17 protein-coding genes are annotated in these 19430 nt (G+C 46.4%); 9 read left to right on the top strand and 8 right to left on the bottom strand.

The features are described 5' to 3' along the window. Window positions 1–85: 85 nt before the first annotated feature. The 6 genes from OH456_RS08470 (at window position 86) to aphA (ending at window position 7293) form a co-directional block, all read left to right on the top strand. Entirely contained in the window at window positions 86–1462 is a 1377-nt protein-coding gene (locus OH456_RS08470) for an aldehyde dehydrogenase EutE (protein WP_270033261.1), read from the top strand. A gap of 565 nt (window positions 1463–2027) precedes the next feature. Then, window positions 2028–3113, top strand: coding sequence for an ABC transporter ATP-binding protein (locus OH456_RS08465; protein ID WP_006071538.1), 1086 nt, complete (start codon window positions 2028–2030; stop codon window positions 3111–3113). 22 nt (window positions 3114–3135) lie between these two features. After that, on the top strand, window positions 3136–4191 hold the full coding sequence (locus tag OH456_RS08460; RefSeq protein WP_206379135.1) for an ABC transporter substrate-binding protein: 1056 nt from the start codon (window positions 3136–3138) through the stop codon (window positions 4189–4191). A gap of 95 nt (window positions 4192–4286) precedes the next feature. Then, a complete protein-coding gene (locus OH456_RS08455; RefSeq protein WP_270033260.1) occupies window positions 4287–5531 on the top strand; it encodes an ABC transporter permease in 1245 nt (414 codons plus the stop codon). Window positions 5532–5535: 4 nt separating this feature from the next. After that, window positions 5536–6387, top strand: coding sequence for an ABC transporter permease (locus OH456_RS08450; protein ID WP_270033259.1), 852 nt, complete (start codon window positions 5536–5538; stop codon window positions 6385–6387). Between the two features lie 198 nt (window positions 6388–6585). Next, the gene (gene aphA / locus OH456_RS08445; protein WP_006071542.1) at window positions 6586–7293 is read left to right on the top strand and encodes an acid phosphatase AphA; all 708 of its coding nucleotides are present in this window, start codon (window positions 6586–6588) and stop codon (window positions 7291–7293) included. A gap of 157 nt (window positions 7294–7450) precedes the next feature. Here the strand turns inward: aphA and OH456_RS08440 are convergent, their stop codons facing one another. From OH456_RS08440 to OH456_RS08405, 8 genes are all read right to left on the bottom strand, one after another. Then, a complete protein-coding gene (locus OH456_RS08440; protein WP_270033258.1) occupies window positions 7451–8422 on the bottom strand; it encodes a LacI family DNA-binding transcriptional regulator in 972 nt (323 codons plus the stop codon). After that, window positions 8412–9146 carry a copper homeostasis protein CutC gene (locus OH456_RS08435; RefSeq protein WP_270033257.1) on the bottom strand — a complete coding sequence of 245 codons (735 nt, stop codon included), beginning with the start codon at window positions 9144–9146 and terminating at the stop codon, window positions 8412–8414. The genes OH456_RS08440 and OH456_RS08435 overlap by 11 nt, the downstream gene beginning before the upstream one ends. Before the next feature lie 77 nt (window positions 9147–9223). Further along, on the bottom strand, window positions 9224–10018 hold the full coding sequence (locus tag OH456_RS08430) for a transporter substrate-binding domain-containing protein (RefSeq protein WP_006071545.1): 795 nt from the start codon (window positions 10016–10018) through the stop codon (window positions 9224–9226). Beyond that, window positions 10008–10964 carry a N(4)-(beta-N-acetylglucosaminyl)-L-asparaginase gene (locus tag OH456_RS08425; protein ID WP_124940932.1) on the bottom strand — a complete coding sequence of 319 codons (957 nt, stop codon included), beginning with the start codon at window positions 10962–10964 and terminating at the stop codon, window positions 10008–10010. Before OH456_RS08425 ends, OH456_RS08430 begins: the two co-directional genes overlap by 11 nt. After that, window positions 10964–11698 (bottom strand): amino acid ABC transporter ATP-binding protein, encoded by a 735-nt coding sequence (locus OH456_RS08420; RefSeq protein WP_006071547.1) that lies wholly within the window; start codon window positions 11696–11698, stop codon window positions 10964–10966. Before OH456_RS08420 ends, OH456_RS08425 begins: the two co-directional genes overlap by 1 nt. A gap of 10 nt (window positions 11699–11708) precedes the next feature. Next, a complete protein-coding gene (locus OH456_RS08415; protein ID WP_239941568.1) occupies window positions 11709–12380 on the bottom strand; it encodes an amino acid ABC transporter permease in 672 nt (223 codons plus the stop codon). 2 nt (window positions 12381–12382) lie between these two features. Beyond that, window positions 12383–13048: an amino acid ABC transporter permease gene (locus OH456_RS08410; RefSeq protein ID WP_239914254.1), complete on the bottom strand. Its 666-nt coding sequence runs from the start codon at window positions 13046–13048 to the stop codon at window positions 12383–12385. Between the two features lie 376 nt (window positions 13049–13424). After that, the gene (locus OH456_RS08405) at window positions 13425–14453 is read right to left on the bottom strand and encodes an AraC family transcriptional regulator (protein ID WP_270033256.1); all 1029 of its coding nucleotides are present in this window, start codon (window positions 14451–14453) and stop codon (window positions 13425–13427) included. Window positions 14454–14620: 167 nt separating this feature from the next. On the opposite strand from OH456_RS08405, the gene OH456_RS08400 reads away from it, so the two are divergent. From OH456_RS08400 to OH456_RS08390, 3 genes are all read left to right on the top strand, one after another. Next, on the top strand, window positions 14621–16102 hold the full coding sequence (locus OH456_RS08400; RefSeq protein ID WP_270033255.1) for a coniferyl aldehyde dehydrogenase: 1482 nt from the start codon (window positions 14621–14623) through the stop codon (window positions 16100–16102). Between the two features lie 93 nt (window positions 16103–16195). Then, window positions 16196–17758, top strand: coding sequence for a long-chain-fatty-acid--CoA ligase (locus OH456_RS08395; protein WP_270033254.1), 1563 nt, complete (start codon window positions 16196–16198; stop codon window positions 17756–17758). Continuing rightward, window positions 17745–19379, top strand: coding sequence for a GMC family oxidoreductase (locus OH456_RS08390; protein WP_063605568.1), 1635 nt, complete (start codon window positions 17745–17747; stop codon window positions 19377–19379). The genes OH456_RS08395 and OH456_RS08390 overlap by 14 nt, the downstream gene beginning before the upstream one ends. Window positions 19380–19430 lie beyond the last annotated feature (51 nt).

Below are 19430 nucleotides of genomic sequence, written 5' to 3'. Positions count from 1 at the left end.
GAGGAATTAGCCTTACTAAACATGTCGAAAAGAACTGGCATAACGCCTAGGTCTTCACAATACCCAATTTTACGAGGTAATCACTATGTCTTTTGATATTAACAACGCTAAAGGTGTATTCGCGACAGTGGACGCTGCGATTGAAGCTACTCATAAAGCTCAACGAGAGTTCTACGTAAACTGTACCAAAGAAGGTCGTGAAGCCATCCTAACTGCTATTCGTGAAGCAGTATTAGCGCGAGCAGAAGACTTCGCAAAAATGGTTCGTGAAGAGACAAAACTGGGCCGCGTGGAAGACAAAATCGCTAAGCACCACCTTACGGCAATGAAAACGCCGGGTACGGAAGTACTGGATACTAAAGTATGGTCTGGTGACAACGGTATTTCTCTTGGTGAGCGCGCACCTTATGGTGTTATCGGCGCGGTGACGCCTGTGACTAACCCAACAGAAACCATAGTGAACAATGCAATTTCGATGCTTGCTGGTGGTAACGCGGTTACGTTTAACGTTCACCCATCGTCTAAAGTGGTTTCTGCGGTGATGATTGACTTGTTAAACAAAACCATCGTAGAAGCAGGCGGCCCAGAGAACCTAGTAACTATGGTAAAAGAGCCAACACTAGAAACACTAAACGAAATTGCTCAGTCACCACTGATTAATATGCTTGTGGGTACAGGTGGCCCTGGCCTTGTTAAGGCTATCCTACAATCTGGTAAGAAAGGTGTTGGCGCAGGCGCTGGTAATCCGCCAGTAATCGTGGACGCTTCTGCTAACCTAGATCTCGCAGCGGCGGGCGTGTACGGCGGTGCTTCTTTTGATAACAACCTGCTGTGTATTGGCGAGAAGGAAGTCTTCGTTGAAGAGGCCGTAGCAGATGCATTCCTTGATAAGCTAGAAGAAGTTGGCGCTTGCGTGTTAACAGCAGAAGAAGCAGAGCAGTTAACTGAGCAAATTTTGACGCTAGATGAGTTTGAAGGCGCGAAGCCGTGCACAGCCCATGAGATTGCTCGTGTTTGGCACCCGGTGAAAAAACACGTCGGTCAAGATGCAGGTGAAATCCTAAAATCAATCGGTGTTGAGTCTGATACTCGCCTTGCCGTAATGCTGGTAGAAAACGACCACCCATTGGTTCACGTAGAGCAAATGATGCCAGTGCTTCCTGTGGTTATCTGTAAAGATATCGATGAAGCCATCGACCGCGCAGTGGCGGCTGAGCGGGCCAATAAGCACTCGGCATGTATCTACTCGGGTAACATCGAGAACGTGACTAAGTTTGGTGCTCGCATCAACACCACTATCTTTGCGCACAACGGACCAACGCTGTCTGGTGTGGGTTATAACGCAGAAGGAACGTCTACGTTCACTATCGCGGGTCCAACGGGTGAGGGTATTACTAACGCGTTATCGTTTACTCGTGCTCGTCGTTTTGCTATCGCTCAAGGTGGTCTGCGTATCGTTTAATCGATGGTGTGATGACCCGTCTTGAGATGAGTTGAAAGCCGGAGCGTTTGCTTCGGTTTTTTTGTTTGATTGCCGTAGGAACGTTTCCTCTGAGAGATGCGCGGGCAGTAGACATCGACGGTTTTAACCAGAATAACGCTGTTATTTTAGTAGGTTAACGATTTTATGAAGTCAAATAGCATACTGATTAGGCCCATATTCCATCTAAGTATCACAATGTAACAGCGCTTGTAGCACGTTGATATTGCTAAATTTGTTCTAAGAGGGCGTGTTGATACGAAGATCAAATTTAACGACTGATTTATCAAATAAGCAGTTCCTTCCATATATTTCTATGATACTGATATTTTTATCTAGTAGATCTTCCTAATTCAAACCTTCATTCGAGCTGAGCTTAATTTTCGTACAAGTTGCAACATTTCGTAATCCCTCTTTATGTCTGAAAAACAAAGGATAAATCACACTTTCTAAAATCAAATGTTGCTCAGTTGTTAATCAAAACTAGGTTTTTGAATAGCGCTCAGTTTTTGAGGTTGAGCTTGAAGCAGAGGGATAGGCAGTAGAAATGGACAGTCGTTACGTACAATTCAAGAATGTAAAAAAGAGTTATGACCGACACAATTTTGTGGTGAAAGACTTTAGCCTCGACATCGCTAAAGGGGAATTTGTAACACTGTTGGGGCCTTCTGGCTCTGGCAAAACCACATGCTTAATGATGCTCGCTGGGTTTGAAGATGTGACCAGCGGTGGGATAGAAGTCAACGGAGAACTAATCACTAACGTTGCGCCTTATCATCGCAATATTGGCATGGTATTTCAGCACTACGCATTATTCCCTCATATGACGGTGGCAGAAAACCTAGCTTATCCCCTTAATGTTCGCAAACTACCCAAAGAGCAAATCAAACAGAAGGTTCAAGAGTTTTTAAAACTGGTGGAGCTCGAACACTTTGGTGACCGCTATCCGGGTCAGCTCTCCGGCGGTCAAAAGCAGCGTGTGGCACTGGCGCGTTCGCTGATTTTTGAGCCTTCGATTGTTCTTATGGATGAACCTTTAGGTGCATTGGATAAAAACCTTCGCGAGCAGATGCAATTTGAAATTAAGCGCTTGCACGAACAGTTAGGTTTTACCGCCATCTATGTTACCCATGATCAGACCGAAGCACTTACTATGTCCGACCGTATTGCAGTGTTTGAGGACGGCGTAGTTCAGCAGTGTGCGGACCCTTCTACGCTGTACGAGCGTCCAGCCAATGCGTTCGTCGCCGATTTTCTCGGCGAGAATAACCATCTTCCGGGGACTTTAACCAAAATTGACGGCGACCACGCTCATGTTGAATTGAGCGATGGGACTCAAGTCGTGGCGACTGCGATCAATGTTCCTGAAATTGGAGAGCGCTGTATGTTGGCAGTGCGCCCAGAAAACTTCTTTATCGGAGACAAAGACGAAGTGAACAGTAACCAAGTCTCCGCTACCTTTGTCACCCGATTGTACGTTGGTGACTTCATTCGTTACTTCTTTAAGTTGCAAGACGGCAGAGACGTGATGGTGAAGCTCCTCAATGACCAACAAGCACCGACCTTCAAGGCCGGTGATGTAGCCAGCCTAACGTGGTCCATTTCTGATGGGTTAGCGCTTGATCACCCTTAGTCAAGGAAAGAAAGGATATATGATGACGAAAATGAAAAAGTGGCTTCCTATTGCTCTTGCGCTTGGACTGAGCAACGCAGCAATGGCCGACCAACTAACGGCAGTGTCGTTTGGTGGTGCTTACGGCGATGCCCAAAAGAAACACATGCTTGATCCGTTTACTGAGAGTACCGGACACAAGGTGCTGTCTGAAAACTATTCAGGCGGTATCGCAGAGCTTAAAGCCCAAGTAGAGAGTGGCAACGTGCTTTGGGACGTGATTGACGTTGAGGTTATCGACCTTGAGCGAGCCTGTTCAGAAGGTTTGCTAGAAGTATTCCCAATGGATACCTTGCCTCCTGGTGATGACGGTACGCCAGCCAAAGATGACTTCAGCAAAGAGGCGCTCGCTAATGAGTGTGGGGTAGGTAACATCGTTTGGACTGTCCTTTTCGCCTACAACCACGACACCATTCAGGGTGGCAAACCAAGCTCGATTCAAGATCTTTTCGACACCAAAACGTATCCAGGTAAACGTGCTTTTCGTAAGCGTCCTCAAGTGAACTTAGAGTGGGCATTACTGGCTGATGGCGTTGCTAAAGAAGATGTGTATGACGTGCTAAGTACCGATGAAGGCCAAAAACGCGCGTTCGCTAAACTCGATACTATCAAAGATGACATTGTCTGGTTCGACAGCTGGTCGCAGGCGCCTCAACTGCTTAACGATGGTGGCGCAGTCATGGTTCAGTCGGCGAACGGTCGCTTCTTCGATGCCATTCAACGTGAAGGTAAACCGTTTGAAATGGTCTGGGATTCGCACGTTTACGATCTCGATGTTTGGGCGATTGTAAAAGGCACCAAGAAGAAAGCGTTAGCGGAAGAGTTCATTCGCTTTGCAACGGGTTCAAAACCATTGAGTGGCATGCCTGAAGTGGCGTATGGTCCAACTCGTAAGTCCGCTTACCAGTATGTGGATCCTGCGGTTATTCCAAAACTGCCATCGTCTCACCTAGATGAAGGAGTGAAAGCATCGGGTGATTTCTGGGCTGATTACGGTGAAACACTGGGTGAGAAGTTTAACGAGTGGTTACTTCAATAGCCTCAATCCTATAAGCAAAAGTTGGGCTATCTAAAAGTATTAGATAGCCCATTTAATCGAGTTTTTAAGCGTTTAGATTCAAGGATGAAAACAGAATGGCGAGTGAAAATACGCTAACACTGACAGAGCTTTCTGAGAGTAAAAAGAAGCATCGCAGCAAACAGTTAATGCTGTTTTTGTTTACTTTGCCACTGCTGCTGTTTGTGTTTCTTTCCTTTTTAGCGCCGATCACCACCATGCTTTATCGCAGTGTTTATCATCCGACGGTTGCTCAATTGGTACCAAACACCTTAGAGGCGATGGCATCTTGGGATGAGTCAACCGGAGCCATGCCGCCTGATGAGGTTATTCAGGTGTTCACGTTAGAGCTTCATGAACTGGCACAGGAACGCCGATCCGGAAAATTGGCCGAGGAAATCAACCGCTCATTGCCGGGCTCTTCAAGTCTTATCAAATCCACTGCACGAAAAATCAAAAGAATGCCGATCGAAGAGCTGCGTCTCGAAGGCACCGATATTCTATTAGATAAACATAAAAAGTGGCGCTCCCCCGATGTGTGGGTAGCGATTAAAGTATCGGGTAACAAATGGACAGAGCGTTATTATCTAACGGCATTGGATCTGAAAAAGTCCTTGCAAGGTGATATCGAAACCAGAGACACAAAAATCTACATCAAACTATATTGGAAAAGCTTGAAAATCGCCCTGTACATTACTTTGCTTACCGCGATTATTGCGTTTCCATTGTCGTACTATCTATCTACAGCCTCGCCGAGCAAAGCCAATAAGCTGTTGGTGTTTGTATTGCTGCCTTTTTGGACCTCATTATTGGTTCGAACCACATCATGGATTGCGCTTTTGCAAACCAACGGGGTAGTGAACAGCGCCCTAAAGGCGATAGGTATTATTGATGAGCCTCTTGACCTACTGTACACCGAGTTTTCGACCATCATTTCAATGACTCATATTTTGCTGCCTTTCATGATTTTGCCGCTATACAGCGTCATGAAGAACATCGACCCAAGCTATTATCGTGCGGCGCTGTCTCTGGGTTCTAAACCCATGCCTGCGTTCTTTAAAATCTATTTCCCCATGACATTACCTGGTTTAAGTGCAGGGGCGCTACTGGTGTTTATTATCTCCATTGGTTACTACATTACACCCGCACTTGTCGGGGGCACGGACGGGCAAATGATCAGTAATATTATTGCGTTCCATATGCAGTCATCCAATAACTGGGAATTAGCGGCGGCATTAGGCAGCTTGCTACTGGTTCTGATTTTAGCGCTCTATTGGTTATATGACCGCTGGGTAGGCGTGAACAACATTAAGTTAGGTTAACAGTATGAAGAGATTTCCAAGCTATTTTACGCCTTTGCAAAAACTGGGCTCACTGTCTCTTTCTGGTAGTGCGTATTTGACTCTGTTTTTTTTGATGATGCCGATCTTGGTGATCATTCCACTCTCTTTCAATGCCGAGCCTTATTTTAGTTTTACGCCAGGGATGCTGGCATTTGAAAAAGAAGCCTATTCGCTCGAATGGTACGCTGAGATTTGGCACGACGATAACTGGTTGCTCGCCATCAAAAACAGCTTTTTGATTGGTATTTGCGCCACGATTATCGCCACAGTATTAGGGACATTAGCCGCAATAGGGCTAAGTAATTCAGCGATGCCAATGCAGCGCATCATAATGGCTATCTTGTTGTCTCCGATGATTGTGCCTTTGATTATTACCGCTGCGGGTATGTTTTTCTTCTATACCCAACTCAACTTAGCGGGCACGTTCTGGGGTGTGGTGATTGCACACGCAGCTCTAGGGACGCCATTCGTTATCATCACTGTGAACGCGGCATTAGCTGGCTTTGATTATTCGCTTGTGCAAGCCTCGCTGGGAATGGGCGCAAGACCGGTTTATACCTTCGTTAAGATCATTATGCCGCTAATCAGGCCAGGAGTGATTTCGGGGGCGTTGTTCGCTTTTGTTACCTCGTTTGATGAAGTTGTAGTCGCGTTGTTCTTGGCAGGACCGGAGCAAAAAACAATTCCGAGACAGATGTTCTCGGGACTAAGAGAGCAAATCAATCCGACCATACTGGCCGTTGCTACCTTGTTGGTCGTCTTGTCGGCTATCTTGTTGTTTACCATTGAATATCTTCGCGCCAGATCGGAGCGCATCAAGATCAATAGTTGGTAATCCATTTCTATCGCAGTCTATCTTTGAACGATAGGCTGTTGTCTCTTTACCTTGCTTTCTTAATCTTGTTTTGTGTGTTGATTTTGGGTCTGTACTTGCTTGGAAACTGTGAATTATCTTTAACTTTCAGAACGATAGCGGCGGGTGTACCGTAGTTGGGTTTTTCGTTTGTTTAATCCAAGTATCAAGGACCCTAAGATGAACATTAAAAGTTCGCTGAAGCTTATTACTCTCTCTGTACTTCTTGCCTCTCCACTGTCATTCGCTAAAGTCTACACCACCACCGATATGCAGGCTGTCAGCCATCAAGCGCCACAAATGGAAGTCTATAAAGACATCAATTGGGTGTCAGTATCTGACATTCAGAAGCAGCTTCCTGACCATCCAATTACTGTCGGTTTGGATATCGACGACACCATGCTGTTCTCTTCACCGGTGTTCTATCGCGGCCAGCAAAAATACTCTCCGGGCTCGAATGCGTATCTTAAGAACCAAGACTTCTGGAACGAAGCAAGCACAGGCTGGGATGATTTCTCACTACCTAAGCATTCAGCGCTTGCCTTAGTAAACATGCACCTAGCGCACGGTGACACTATTTACTTCATCACCGGTCGTAACGCTCCAGAAGGCAAAGAAACATTAACCAGCACCATCCGCCATTTGTTCCCTAAAGATCGCCGTGACCAAATCAAACCTGTGGTCTTCGCTGGTGGCTTAGAAAAAGAGAAACAACTCAAACAAGCTGGTGTTGAGCAGTACTACGGTGACTCAGATTCCGATATCACTAGCTCAATGCATGTGGGCATCAAAGCAATCCGTTTCCTTCGCAACGAACAGTCAACCTACGTCCCTATGCCGCAAGCAGGCAAATACGGAGAACCTGTTTTGATTGGTTCTAACTACTAGTTAGTAATACTCAAACAAAAGGGCGCAGCCAATAACCGCGCCCTCAAACACTTTGCCTTCTAATATATCGTCTTCAAAGGCACCCGTCGTTCCTGCCCCCGAGCAGGAATCTACTCAAAGCGCTTACCGCCCTCAAGTGTGGCATTCAATCCCAATCTCAATGACAATTAAAAAAGTTACGAATGTACTTTTCACCAGAGAGATTCTCCTTATCCGACGATAAGGAAATCAACTCCAACACAATATCAATCAGCTCTTCCTTTGAATAACCAATACTTGGGAATTGGTAAGAGCCAAAATGAGAGAAGAAAGTATTATCAAACCCAATAATTACTGGACGGTCATCTTGGTTACCAAAGCTGTCCACCGCTGCCATCGCCATGGCATCAGAGGTACAAATCACACCGTTGTTTGGTTGAACAATGTCGTTTGAATTGCCGATGAGATACTGCTTCGCCTCATTGTACTTGTAGTTGCAATAGGCGATGTTTTTCAGGGAGATATTGTGGCGTTCGAGATTGTCTTGGTAGAGAGCAAGTCGACGTTCTTCAACGGCAGAGCTTTGTCGTCCGGCAAGTAAATGAACTTCTTTAACGCCGGATTGAACTGCATAATTCACTGCATCCTGAATGGCCTGTTCTTCGTCGAGTAACACCGACCATGTATTGTCCCAGTTTTGCCCGTTAAGGTTAATCACTCGCGGAGTAAGAAACAGCTTTGGCATGTCTTTAGGTTCAATGAGATCCGAGAAAATGATCGCCGCGTCTACGCGATGAACGAACGCGTTGTCGGTAATTGATGCAATATCCTGCTCGGTTTTAATGCGGATGAAGATCGGCAGCTTGCCTATTGATTGCAGTCCTCGTAGTAAATGATCAAATAGCTCAAGGTCGCTCAAATCACTAATGTGGTTGACCACAATGGCGACGAGTCCAGTGGTATTACTATTCAAACTTTGCGCGAAGGGATTCATGACGTAACCGAGTTCTTCGGCGGCTTGCAATACGCGCTGCTTTTTTACTTCAGATATGGGTTTTTTCTCTTTCGAAAAAGCCCGAGAAGCAACCGCTTTTGATACGCCTGCTCGGTCTGCTACATCCTGTAATGTAGGTAGCGTTTTAGTACTCATTCACAAATAACCTCACGATTTTCTTCACTTTATCATAGTCTGTTACCGAGACCCAATCATCGCAACTTTCTGTTCCCATGGAGATTTGTGAGGACTGTTGAATCATATTACTAGGGCGCTGACCTTTACCAGAAAGGTGCAGCTCGGTGATGCCTGTATCAGCCAGTGAAAGCGCATTGCTGTCGTTTACTCCTGAGCCCGCCATAATGGATAGGCGACCCTGAGCGGTGTCGACTAACTGTTTAATCATCGCTTTACCTTCTGGCGCAGTCGGCTGGAGACCTGAAGTTAAAATTCTTTCAATCGGGTAATGGCAGAGGAGCTCTAAACTCTCTATCGGGTTGGCGACTAAATCAAATGCGCGATGAAAAGTGATTCCGATACCTTGAGCGGCGGTTGTCCATCGACGCAGGGCATCTTCGTTGATGGTAGCGTCGGGATTCAGTGCACCAATAACTACGCCATCAACGCCAAGCAACTTGTAGCTGAGTATTTCCTGATCCATAAAGTGGATTTCTTCTTCACTGAAGACAAAGTCACCATCACGAGGGCGAATCATCACGTAAATAGGAATGGAGGAAACCGCGACAGCCTGAGTTATTAACCCTAATGAAGGCGTTAGGCCGCCCAGTGACAGAGCGCTACACAATTCGATTCGGTCGGCGCCTGCCTCGATGGCAGTGTGCAGTGATTCAATATTATCGATACAGACTTCAATTTTCATACAGCTCGCTCATTGAAACTTATGGAAAGATAGAGAGGAAAAAAAGGCCCGGGGGAAAGGGCCTTTGAGTTATCGGTTTACCAAGTACCCGCTAGTTTAGGTGGGTTAGCATCCGCACCCCACCATTTGTGGTAAGAGGCTTCATAAGCACCAGAGTTAATGTAGTCAGAGACAAACATATCCATCCAGCGTAAGTACTCGGCGTCGCCTTTTCTAACTCCAATGGCGATAGGGTCATTAGAGTGTAAGCCTGGCAGAGTCACAAGATTTGGGTTGTTGGTGGCTAGGTAATCAATCAGAGAGCTGTCTTCGATACCCGCATCTACACGGCCTTGACGAAGCAACAATACACCGTCTGGTGCGAAGTTATCGGTATAAACTAATTCAGCTTCTGGCACTTCACGTTTCAAAAAAGCTTCGCCTGTAGAACCGCGTCCTACAACAACGCGTTTGCCTGCAAGATCCTGCAGTGAATTAATATCTTGGTCTTTTTGATGAACAATACGAAGACCAGCACGTGCATAAGGAATGGAGAAATTCACCGATTTAGCACGTTCTAATGTCGCTGACATGTTACCAATGACCGCATCTAGTTGGTCAGAAAACAGCATTGAAACACGAGCGTCACCATGTACATCAGTGAAGCGTGCCTCAACGCCAAGCTTTTCTGCTAGGCGTTTCGCTAGATCAACGTCATAACCTGCTGGGTTATTCTTTTGATCACGGAATCCGATAGGTTCGCCACCAAGTGATACACCGATTTTGATGTAGCCGCGCTCTCGAATGTCTTCGAGTTTGCCAGCAAACGCTGAGGTGGAGCTGATTGCGAGTGCACTTGCCAATATGGTGGCAACCAATGCCTTAAATTTCATTGTGGTTCTCCATTTCATTTCGTTTATCCATATAGCGTCTTTCCGCTATTCTTTGTTCAGGTTTACTCATTCCAGATTTGTAAACCCAGTATTTGATGTCCTCTTCACATCCAAAATTGATTACTCGGTAGTTGTCATCTTTGTCGATCGCATGAATGACAACGCCAGCCAAAAAGCCTGTTCTAAGCGAATTTAGTTCTTCAATGGCCATATCCACCGCTTGATCGAGCGAAAAGCCAAGACGCATCGCCATTACGATGGAGTAGGAGGTATTGGCTCTGATGGTCATTTCGCCAGTATGAGTACAGGCCGCCGCGCCATATCGGCTATCGGCATAAAAGCCAGCGCCGACAATAGGTGAATCGCCAAGGCGTCCCGGGTATTTCCATGCCCACCCCGAGGTGCTAGTGGCTGCATAAATACTGTCTGTACTGTCTTTGGTGAGAAAGACGGTGGTATCACGGACTTTCTCTGGGTCAGTGATCATTGAGTTGAGGTGTGCAAGCGGACGAGTCGACATATCAGGGTTATCTTCGCCAGTGATTTCTTGAAGCTTCTTAAACCACACCTCTTTAGAGTCTTCTAGTAGAGGGTTAGGGCACTCAAAACCCATTTCATAGGCAAAGCGTGTCGCACCTTCACCTACGAGGATCTCGTGGTTCAGCTCTTCCATCACCTTTTTGGCAATGCGCGTGACATGAAAATGATCTTTGACGGCCCCAACGGCACCGGTTCGAAGCGTGTTGCCGTCCATTACCGCACCGTCAAATTCCATATCACCCAATAGGTTAGGCCAGCCACCGTAACCAACACTGCGAATTCTTGGTTCTGCTTCGACTTTTTCAATACCACAAATGATCGCATCAAGACCATTGTCGCCGTTATTAAGCATATTTACCGTGTCGTCGATTCCCGGCCAGGCTTCTGAATTTGATAATACAATCATTACTTGCTATCCATTTTCTCTAAAAATCGTCTAATTCTTTCGTCTTGCTTACCGCCCTCATCGGAGAAGAAAGCATCTTTGTCCATGTCAGCTCTTACTACCCCTTCGTCGAGGAAAACAATGCGATTGGAGATCTTTTTCGCGAAGGCAATTTCGTGAGTGACAAAGATTAATGTTGTGCCTGATTTGGCAAGGTCAGCGAGCACGTCAAGCACCTCTGAGGTCATCTCTGGATCAAGTGCACTGGTTACTTCGTCTAGTAGCAAACACTCCGGCTTCATCGCTAGAGCGCGACAAATACCGATACGCTGTTTTTGTCCGCCAGAGAGTTGAGCTGGGAAGCTGGTCTCTTTGTCCGCTAAATCAACAAGCTGCAACAGTTCTCGCGCGGTGCTTTCAGCTTGCTCTTTGCTTTGCCCTAGCACTTCAATAGGTGCGAGGGTGATGTTGTCTAAAATGCTCAAATGCGGGTAAAGGTTAAAGTGCTGGAACACCGTCGACACTGACGTGCGGATCTTTTGTAATTCCGCTTTGTTGGAGACAGAGAGGTCGCGGAAAGTGATGTCACCATCATTAATCGCTTCTAGCCCGTTGATACAGCGCAGCAGGGTAGATTTTCCAGAGCCACTTGCACCTAAAATAGAGACCACATCGCCTTGCTCAATATTTAGGCTAACCCCTTTTAATATGTCGTTGCTTCCAAACGACTTCTTTACGTTGTTAATTGAAATCATGGGGATCACCTTATGCTAAAGACCAAGTTTGATGTTTTCGTAAGTAGAGCTCGAGCTTTCTGCCCAGCTTGGAGATGGCCATCGACATGGCGAAATAGGTCAGCCCGATGACAGGCCAAACAATAAATGGCTGCCACGTACGTTGGTTCAAAATGGCGCCGACTTTAGTAATGTCCATAACCCCGATAACGGAGACCAGTGATGTTACCTGAAGCTGGTTGACCGCAAGACCGACGAGCGGTGCAATGGCAACTAGCAGTGCTTGAGGCGTGATGATTTTCTTCAAAATTACCATCTCTGAGATGCCAAACGAGCGTGCAGCTTCAATCTGACCTTTATCAACCGCTGCCATTGCGGTAACAATAATGACGGAGACAAATGCAGCCGTATTGCCTGTCAGCGTGATTGTGGCGGCTAGTTCCGCCGACATGTCCATGGAGAGGAAAATCGGCAGGCCGAAGTAGATCAAGAACAGCTGAACCAAAACTGGGGAGTTTTTAAGAAACTCGCTCACAAAAACAGAAATCTGGCTCAATAGAGGGAATCGATAGTGACGAAAGAGCGCGAGCCCCAAACCCAACAAACCGCCAAACAAGCTAGAAACCAAGAACACCTTTAACGAAACGCTGATGCCACTAAGCAGAACAATAAGGTCATAGGGGACAAATTCATTACTAGACATTGCTATGCTCCCGCTTCAGAAAATCGATTTAGTCGCTTGTGCGCTAAAGTGATAAGAATGGATAAGATGTACGTCAGCACGCAGTAGAACAGTAATAAGAAGAAGTAGACTTCAAATGGTCTAAATGTTTCCGCCGCAATGATTTTTGCGGTTCCTGTGAGTTCGTTAAGTGTTACTGTCGATAAAATAGAGGTGGTCAAAATTAGGTTCACGAAGATCGAACCTAACGGTTTGATCGAGTTGCGCAACGCGATAGGAAGAATGATCTTTCTATAGATAGTTAAGCGTTTTAAGCCGAAAGATTGAGCGGCTTCGATCACGTCTCGATCGACCTGCTGAACGGCTGCGCGCAGCACGTCAGCACAATAAGCACCAACGGCAATAGAAAGCGCCAGCACTCCCGTGGTGTAGGGATCAATGAAAATGCGTAATTCAGGTAAGCCATAAAAAATAAAGAACACCTGCACAATAAAAGGAATGTTCCTAAATATATTTATGTAGGTATAGCCTGTCTTAGACAGTACTCTTGACTGACTAATACACGCAAACATCACCAGCAAACCAATACAAAAACTACCAATAATAGAAGCGACGCTAATACTAGCGGTTATCGCAAATCCTTCTATAAACGAGTCTAAGTATCGATACATTATCGAGATATCAAACACGGAAGCTCCTTCTAATTGAAACTAGTTTCAATTTACGTGCTGATTCTTTTTTACGCAATGCCATTTAGTTAAAATTGAAACCGGTATCACATTGTTAATAACAACATGCTTAATTAGAGGTTTGGTGGTCTAGAAGGCATTAATGAGGGTGTTTTTCATACTAGAAATTGCTTCAAGTGCACGTCATTCCTGCCTCCGAGCAGGAATCTACTCCCAGCGCACACCGACGTCACCGTTTTACTCCATTCAAACAGTTTCAGCACAGCTCAAACATTCGTTTTCTTTTTGAGAATAAGGTAGGGGAGTCACTTGTGGCAGGAGATTTCCTTTTTCAAGGAAATGACGGGTTGTAATAAGACGAACAACAGTAGAGCACCTATTGCTCACCTGCCTTACGAAACTCCTTCGGCGAACACCCGCTCCATTTCCTAAATGCGTGCCGAAAATTGGCACTGTCAGAAAAACCAATTCGCTCTGAAATCTCTTCCATGGTGATTTGTGTAGTAAGCAGGTAGTGGCGGGCCAGTCGATAGCGCACATTATCAAGCACCTGTTGATAGCTGGTCCCTTCTGCTTTCAAATGACGGCGCAGCGTACGTGATGACATGCCCAACTCGGAAGACAAGACTTCAATGGATGGATAGTTGCCCAGACGTTCGATAAATATCTGACTGATTTTTTCTTGCAAACTGGTACCGCCTTCGGCTTTTTCTAGCATTTCATCACAAGACTTCAAACACATTTTCAGCGTCATTGCATTGGCGGCGGGTAGAGGCTCGTAGAGTACCGTAGCGTCAAACTGCCATTCCAAACAATCACTATCGAACTCAATGGGGCAATGAAAAACCTGTTTGTATAGATGACCATATTCTGGCTCAGGGAAGGGAAACTTAATCAGTGTTGAAGGGAACGGCTGTTGCATCACCTCTTCACACAAATTTTGAATGGCAGTGAACCAGTACTCGGAGCAAAACGGCAGCAGTTCGTCTAAATCGATAAGTTGCTCGGCGCGAAAATAACCGAGATTACCTTCGACCCACATCTTCTTTTTAAGCACCGGGCCGGCCAGACGAAGGTATTTAAACCCCATCATAAGAGCATCAAGCATGGTGTTGCTGCTGAACACCGCATAGCCCAACACTCCAAAATCACTGAACCTTGCTTGCTTACCCACTTGGAGCCCTAAACCCGCTTCATTTGTCTGAGTGAGTGCGTTGCTGAAGATAGCCATCTTTTGAGCAAAAGTGAGCTGTGTATCTGGCTGATAGAGTTGGGAAGAAGTGACGGTCGTACCTTCAAATAATGATTCGGTGGCAAAGCGACTGTCGAGATAACGCGCCATAAGCTGAAGATCTAAAATCCCGCAAGCTTGAGTATCTGGCTCATAAACTGCCGTGTATTGCATCCAACTTCTCCAAAAAGGTTAATAGGCGACTTTCAATAAGTTAACGTGATTGTGGGATCTCAATGTCTGAACAATGTCCGAATTTCACCGCTTTTTGTCTCAATGTAACCTGTGCTCAATGTTATCAGAATGTTGTAATGAGGCAAATTTCAATGCGAGATTAATAAATGAGCGAAATGATTGATTGGGTAAAAGATGTAAGTTCTGAATGCGAAAGTGTCGAAGTGAGCGAGCTTAATACTTGGTTTTCTGAGCTTCAAACCGCATACCAACAAGAGACCAACCCTTCACTTGCCGTGCGAAAACAGCGATTGCAGGCTCTTAAAACACAGCTAACGCGATATCAATCGGTGCTAGCGAAGGCAATGAGTGATGACTTTGGCGGGCGCAGCCATACCGAGTCATTAATGGCTGACGTGTTAGCACCTATTCTCGATATCAACCATGTCAATCGCCACTTGAAAAGCTGGATGAAATCGAAAAGTCGCCCAACGGAATGGTTGTTTAAAGGCAATAAGTTACAGGTTCGCTATCAACCAAAAGGTGTGGTGGGGATTATCTGTCCTTGGAACTTTCCGCTTTATCTTTCTATTGGCCCGATGATTACCGCGTTGGCAGCAGGTAATCGCTGCATGATTAAGATGCCGCCTAACTGTCCGGCAACCACAAAGGCTCTGCGAAAAATGTTGGCCGAGATATACGCGCCAGATCTAGTCAGAATTGTTGATGGTACGCATCCAGAAGCGATGGAAATCTCTCACTTGCCGTTTGACCATCTGGTCTTTACCGGGTCACCAAATAGCGGCAAAACCATAATGGCCAATGCGGCGGCTAACCTAACGCCTGTGACGTTGGAGCTGGGCGGAAAGTCTCCGGTGGTGGTTTTTGATGACTACGATATTGAGAAAGCAGCAAGCCGTATTGCTCATGGCAAAGGCTTTAACTCAGGACAGATTTGTATCGCTCCGGATTATGCGTTTGTTCCAGAAGGCAAGGTCGATGCATTTGTAGAAGCGCTCAAAAAAGCTCACATCAAGATGTACGAGGAGATCGAGGGTAACGCTGATTACACATCTCTGGTGGATGATGCACAGTATCAAAGGTTTGCTGCTCTAGTCGAAGATGCGCGAATTAAAGGGGCGACGATCACTCAATGTTTGTCTCAAGGCGAAGGTCGAAAAATGCCGCTCTTTATCGCCACTAATCTAAAACCGAGTATGCGAATTTGCCAGGAAGAAATCTTTGGGCCGTTATTGCCAGTTCATAGTTATCGGTCAATTGACGATGTGGTGCAATACATTACTGAGCGCCCAAGGCCGTTAGCTTGTTACCTGTTTAGTCACAACAAGCAGCAACGAGAAGCGCTGCTAAATCAAACTCATAGTGGCGGTGTCACCATAAACGATTGGGGCTGGCATGTACTTAACCATTCGGTGCCATTTGGTGGTGTGGGTAACTCTGGTATTGGTAACTACCACGGCGAAGAAGGTTTTCGTGAGTTGAGTCATGCACGCACAGTGTTGCAAATGAGAGAGTGGTTTCCTATCCAGCTCTTTTCTCCGCCTTACGGTAATCTTGTTCAGAAGTTGGTGCTGCGCGTATTTGTTGGTAAGCCAGACCCAGACCTCAAAACCCATTCCTCAAAATAACACTAATAACCTAATCCACTAACAACGGACCATTTTAAGAATCTTCGGCGCGCCAGTATTTACTGGCGTGGTACACCTACAAGGAGACCTAGGATGCATAACCTTGCTGTTAATCTTGAGCGCAGTGCTGCGCTCTTCCCGGACAAAACTGCTCTCAGAATGTGCGCAGAGGAGATCAGCTATCAACAACTGGAGAGTGCGGCTAGCACTGTTGCTCACAACCTCAAGCAACTTGGTTTGGAACAAGGGGACAAAGTGGCGCTTTCGTGTCCAAATGTTACCTACTTCCCCATCGCTTATTACGGAATTTTAAAGGCAGGCTGCGTGGTCGTGCCGCTCAACACGCTGTTTAAGAACCGGGAGATCGCCTACCATCTGCAAGACTCTGATGCTAAAGCGTATTTCTGTTTTGAAAATCAAGACATGGATCCAAGTGAGCAATACGGACGTTTGGGCTTTTCTCAAGTGGACAGCTGTGAACACTTCATACCCATGATGACAGTTGATGAGAGTGAACACTCATTAGAGCAGTGGTTGCAACAACCGCCGCAAGTGTTTGAATCTGCAGCAATGCAAGGGGACGATACTGCAGTCATTCTTTATACGTCGGGTACGACAGGACAACCGAAAGGCGCAGAGCTTTCTCACTCAAATATGCTGGCAAACGCAATGTCCTCTCAGTATTTAATGCGACTAGAGTACAGCGATACCACGATGGCGACCCTACCTTTATTTCACAGTTTTGGTCAAACCGTCATGATGAACGCCAGTGTGCTTACGGGCTCGTCGATTGTGCTCATTCCTCGCTTTGACCCTAAGTTGGTTATTCAACAAATCATCGACCACAAAGTCAGTGTCTTTGCGGGGGTACCCACCATGTATATCGCTCTGTTGACGGTGGGCGAGCAATTACCAGAGCAATCTGAACAGGTTAAACATAGCTTGAGACTGGGCGTTTCTGGTGGGGCGTCCATGCCAGTAGAGGTGATTCGTCAGTTCGAATCGCGCTTTGAGTTACCTGTCTTGGAAGGCTATGGCTTATCGGAAACGGCGCCCGTTGCTACTTTCAATCATATCGACGGTGACCGCTTACCAGGTAGTGTAGGTCAGCCGTTATGCGGTCATATGATTAAGATATCTGATGTTCAAGGTAATGCGCTGCCTGTTGGCGAGTTGGGTGAAGTGTGCATTAAGAGCCCGAGTGTTATGAAAGGCTATTACGGCAGAGCCGAAGCCAGTGCAGAAGCGTTACGTGATGGTTGGTTCTGGAGTGGTGATATTGGACGACTTGATGAGCACGGCAACTTATTCATTGTCGATAGAGTGAAAGATATGATCATTCGCGGTGGCTATAACGTCTATCCACGTGAGATTGAAGAAGTACTGATGTGTCATCCGGATGTAGAAATGGTGGCTGTTGTCGGTGAGCATGATGAGCGACTTGGTGAGGAAATTCATGCTCACGTAGTGTTGCATGAAAACTGCACCAGTGATGGCGAAACCTTGGTAGCGTGGTGCCGTAGTCAACTTGCTGATTACAAATATCCACGCCGTGTATTTATTCGAGCATCACTGCCAATGACGGCAACAGGAAAGATCTTGAAACGCGAACTGCATCCATTGGATGTGATGGAGGCAGTCGATGGACAGCTATGATTTCATTATTGTCGGTGGTGGTTCAGCAGGTTGCGTGCTTGCTTCAAGGCTATCAGAAGACCCTACTGTGAATGTTTGTTTGCTAGAAGCCGGAGGTAAAGATACCAGTCCGTTTATTCATACGCCCGTTGGCTGTGTTGTGATGATGCCAACCAAAATCAACAACTGGGGGTTTGAAACCGTTCCTCAGCCTGGACTCAATGGTCGTAAGGGTTATCAACCCAGAGGGAAGACCTTGGGTGGTTCGAGCTCAATCAATGCCATGATGTATGCACGTGGTCACCGTTATGACTATGATCTTTGGGCATCATTAGGGAATGAAGGCTGGAGCTACGATGAGTGTCTACCGTATTTCAAAAAAGCAGAAAACAATGAAGTTCATCACGATGAATTTCATGGCCAAGGTGGGCCGCTGAACGTCGCTGACTTGCGATCACCTAGCCCAATGGTGGAAAGATACCTATCAGCGTGCGAGTCAATTGGCGTGCCGACCAACCATGACGTGAACGGTGCTGAACAGTTCGGTGCTATGCAAACGCAGGTGACACAATTAAACGGTGAGAGGTGCAGTGCGGCAAAAGCTTACTTAACGCCAAACCTTAATCGTCCTAACTTAACCGTGCTCACCAAAGCCACCACGCATAAGGTGTTGTTCGATGGAAAGCGAGCGATTGGTGTAGAGTATGGAATGAAAGGGCAGCGTTTCCAAATTTACTGCAATAAAGAAGTCATTCTAAGCGCTGGTGCGTTTGGTACTCCGCAAGTGCTGTTGCTATCAGGAGTCGGTCCTAAGCAAGAGCTAGACAAACATGGTATCGACCAAGTGCATGACTTGGCGGGAGTAGGTAAGAACCTGCAAGACCATATCGACTTGGTGCACTCATACCGAACTACGGCCAAACGTGACACCTTTGGTGTATCACTAAAAATGGCGTCGGAGGCCAGTAAAGCAGTGCCTCAATGGTTCAAACAGCGTCAAGGCAAGCTGAGTAGTAATTTCGCCGAAGGTATCGGGTTTTTGTACTCTGATGATGACGTCGATGTGCCTGACTTAGAGTTTGTCTTCGTCGTAGCGGTGGTGGACGATCATGCTCGAAAAATCCACATGAGCCATGGATTCAGTTCTCACGTAACGCTACTTAGACCGAAAAGTACCGGCACGGTAACCCTAAATAGCGCCGATCCTTACGACGTTCCAAGCATTGACCCTGCTTTCTTCCAAGAACCTGATGACATGAGAGTGATGATCAAAGGTTGGAAAAAACAGTATCAGATGCTGCAAAGTGAGGCGTTTGATGACGTTCGCGGGGCAAGTTTCTATCCGGTTGACCCGGACGATGACGCCGCGATTGAGCAAGATATCCGCAATCGCGCCGATACTCAGTATCACCCGATTGGCACCTGTAAGATGGGGACTTCGGATGACCCTGAAGCGGTCGTAAATAGTGAACTGTCTGTATACGGGATGGATAATCTGCGGGTGGTCGACGCATCTGTGATGCCGACGTTGGTGGGTGGCAATACCAATGCACCGACTATCATGATCGCCGAGAAAATTGCTGACGTGATCAAAGCAAAATACTCGATTTGTCATCCTGCTGATGCTTCAAAAGTCAGCTAACCAGCGAGCAAAGACCAAGCCGTCATGGCTTGGTCTATGTATAAATCGCTC

The organism is Vibrio sp. La 4.2.2 (assembly GCF_027586995.1).
Taxonomy (GTDB): domain Bacteria; phylum Pseudomonadota; class Gammaproteobacteria; order Enterobacterales; family Vibrionaceae; genus Vibrio; species Vibrio mediterranei.
The sequence above is the reverse complement of the archived record's forward strand: the minus strand, read 5'-3'. Positions and strand labels throughout refer to the sequence as shown.

Coding starts and splice junctions, on each gene's coding strand:
- OH456_RS08430 (WP_006071545.1), bottom strand. CDS start 10,018: ATGAAATTTAAGGCATTGGTTGCCACCATATTGGCAAGTGCACTCGCA.
- OH456_RS08400 (WP_270033255.1), top strand. CDS start 14,621: ATGAGCGAAATGATTGATTGGGTAAAAGATGTAAGTTCTGAATGCGAA.
- OH456_RS08440 (WP_270033258.1), bottom strand. CDS start 8,422: ATGAGTACTAAAACGCTACCTACATTACAGGATGTAGCAGACCGAGCA.
- OH456_RS08450 (WP_270033259.1), top strand. CDS start 5,536: ATGAAGAGATTTCCAAGCTATTTTACGCCTTTGCAAAAACTGGGCTCA.
- OH456_RS08395 (WP_270033254.1), top strand. CDS start 16,196: ATGCATAACCTTGCTGTTAATCTTGAGCGCAGTGCTGCGCTCTTCCCG.
- OH456_RS08390 (WP_063605568.1), top strand. CDS start 17,745: ATGGACAGCTATGATTTCATTATTGTCGGTGGTGGTTCAGCAGGTTGC.
- OH456_RS08405 (WP_270033256.1), bottom strand. CDS start 14,453: ATGCAATACACGGCAGTTTATGAGCCAGATACTCAAGCTTGCGGGATT.
- OH456_RS08460 (WP_206379135.1), top strand. CDS start 3,136: ATGACGAAAATGAAAAAGTGGCTTCCTATTGCTCTTGCGCTTGGACTG.
- OH456_RS08420 (WP_006071547.1), bottom strand. CDS start 11,698: ATGATTTCAATTAACAACGTAAAGAAGTCGTTTGGAAGCAACGACATA.
- OH456_RS08435 (WP_270033257.1), bottom strand. CDS start 9,146: ATGAAAATTGAAGTCTGTATCGATAATATTGAATCACTGCACACTGCC.
- OH456_RS08470 (WP_270033261.1), top strand. CDS start 86: ATGTCTTTTGATATTAACAACGCTAAAGGTGTATTCGCGACAGTGGAC.
- OH456_RS08425 (WP_124940932.1), bottom strand. CDS start 10,964: ATGATTGTATTATCAAATTCAGAAGCCTGGCCGGGAATCGACGACACG.
- OH456_RS08415 (WP_239941568.1), bottom strand. CDS start 12,380: ATGTCTAGTAATGAATTTGTCCCCTATGACCTTATTGTTCTGCTTAGT.
- aphA (WP_006071542.1), top strand. CDS start 6,586: ATGAACATTAAAAGTTCGCTGAAGCTTATTACTCTCTCTGTACTTCTT.
- OH456_RS08465 (WP_006071538.1), top strand. CDS start 2,028: ATGGACAGTCGTTACGTACAATTCAAGAATGTAAAAAAGAGTTATGAC.
- OH456_RS08455 (WP_270033260.1), top strand. CDS start 4,287: ATGGCGAGTGAAAATACGCTAACACTGACAGAGCTTTCTGAGAGTAAA.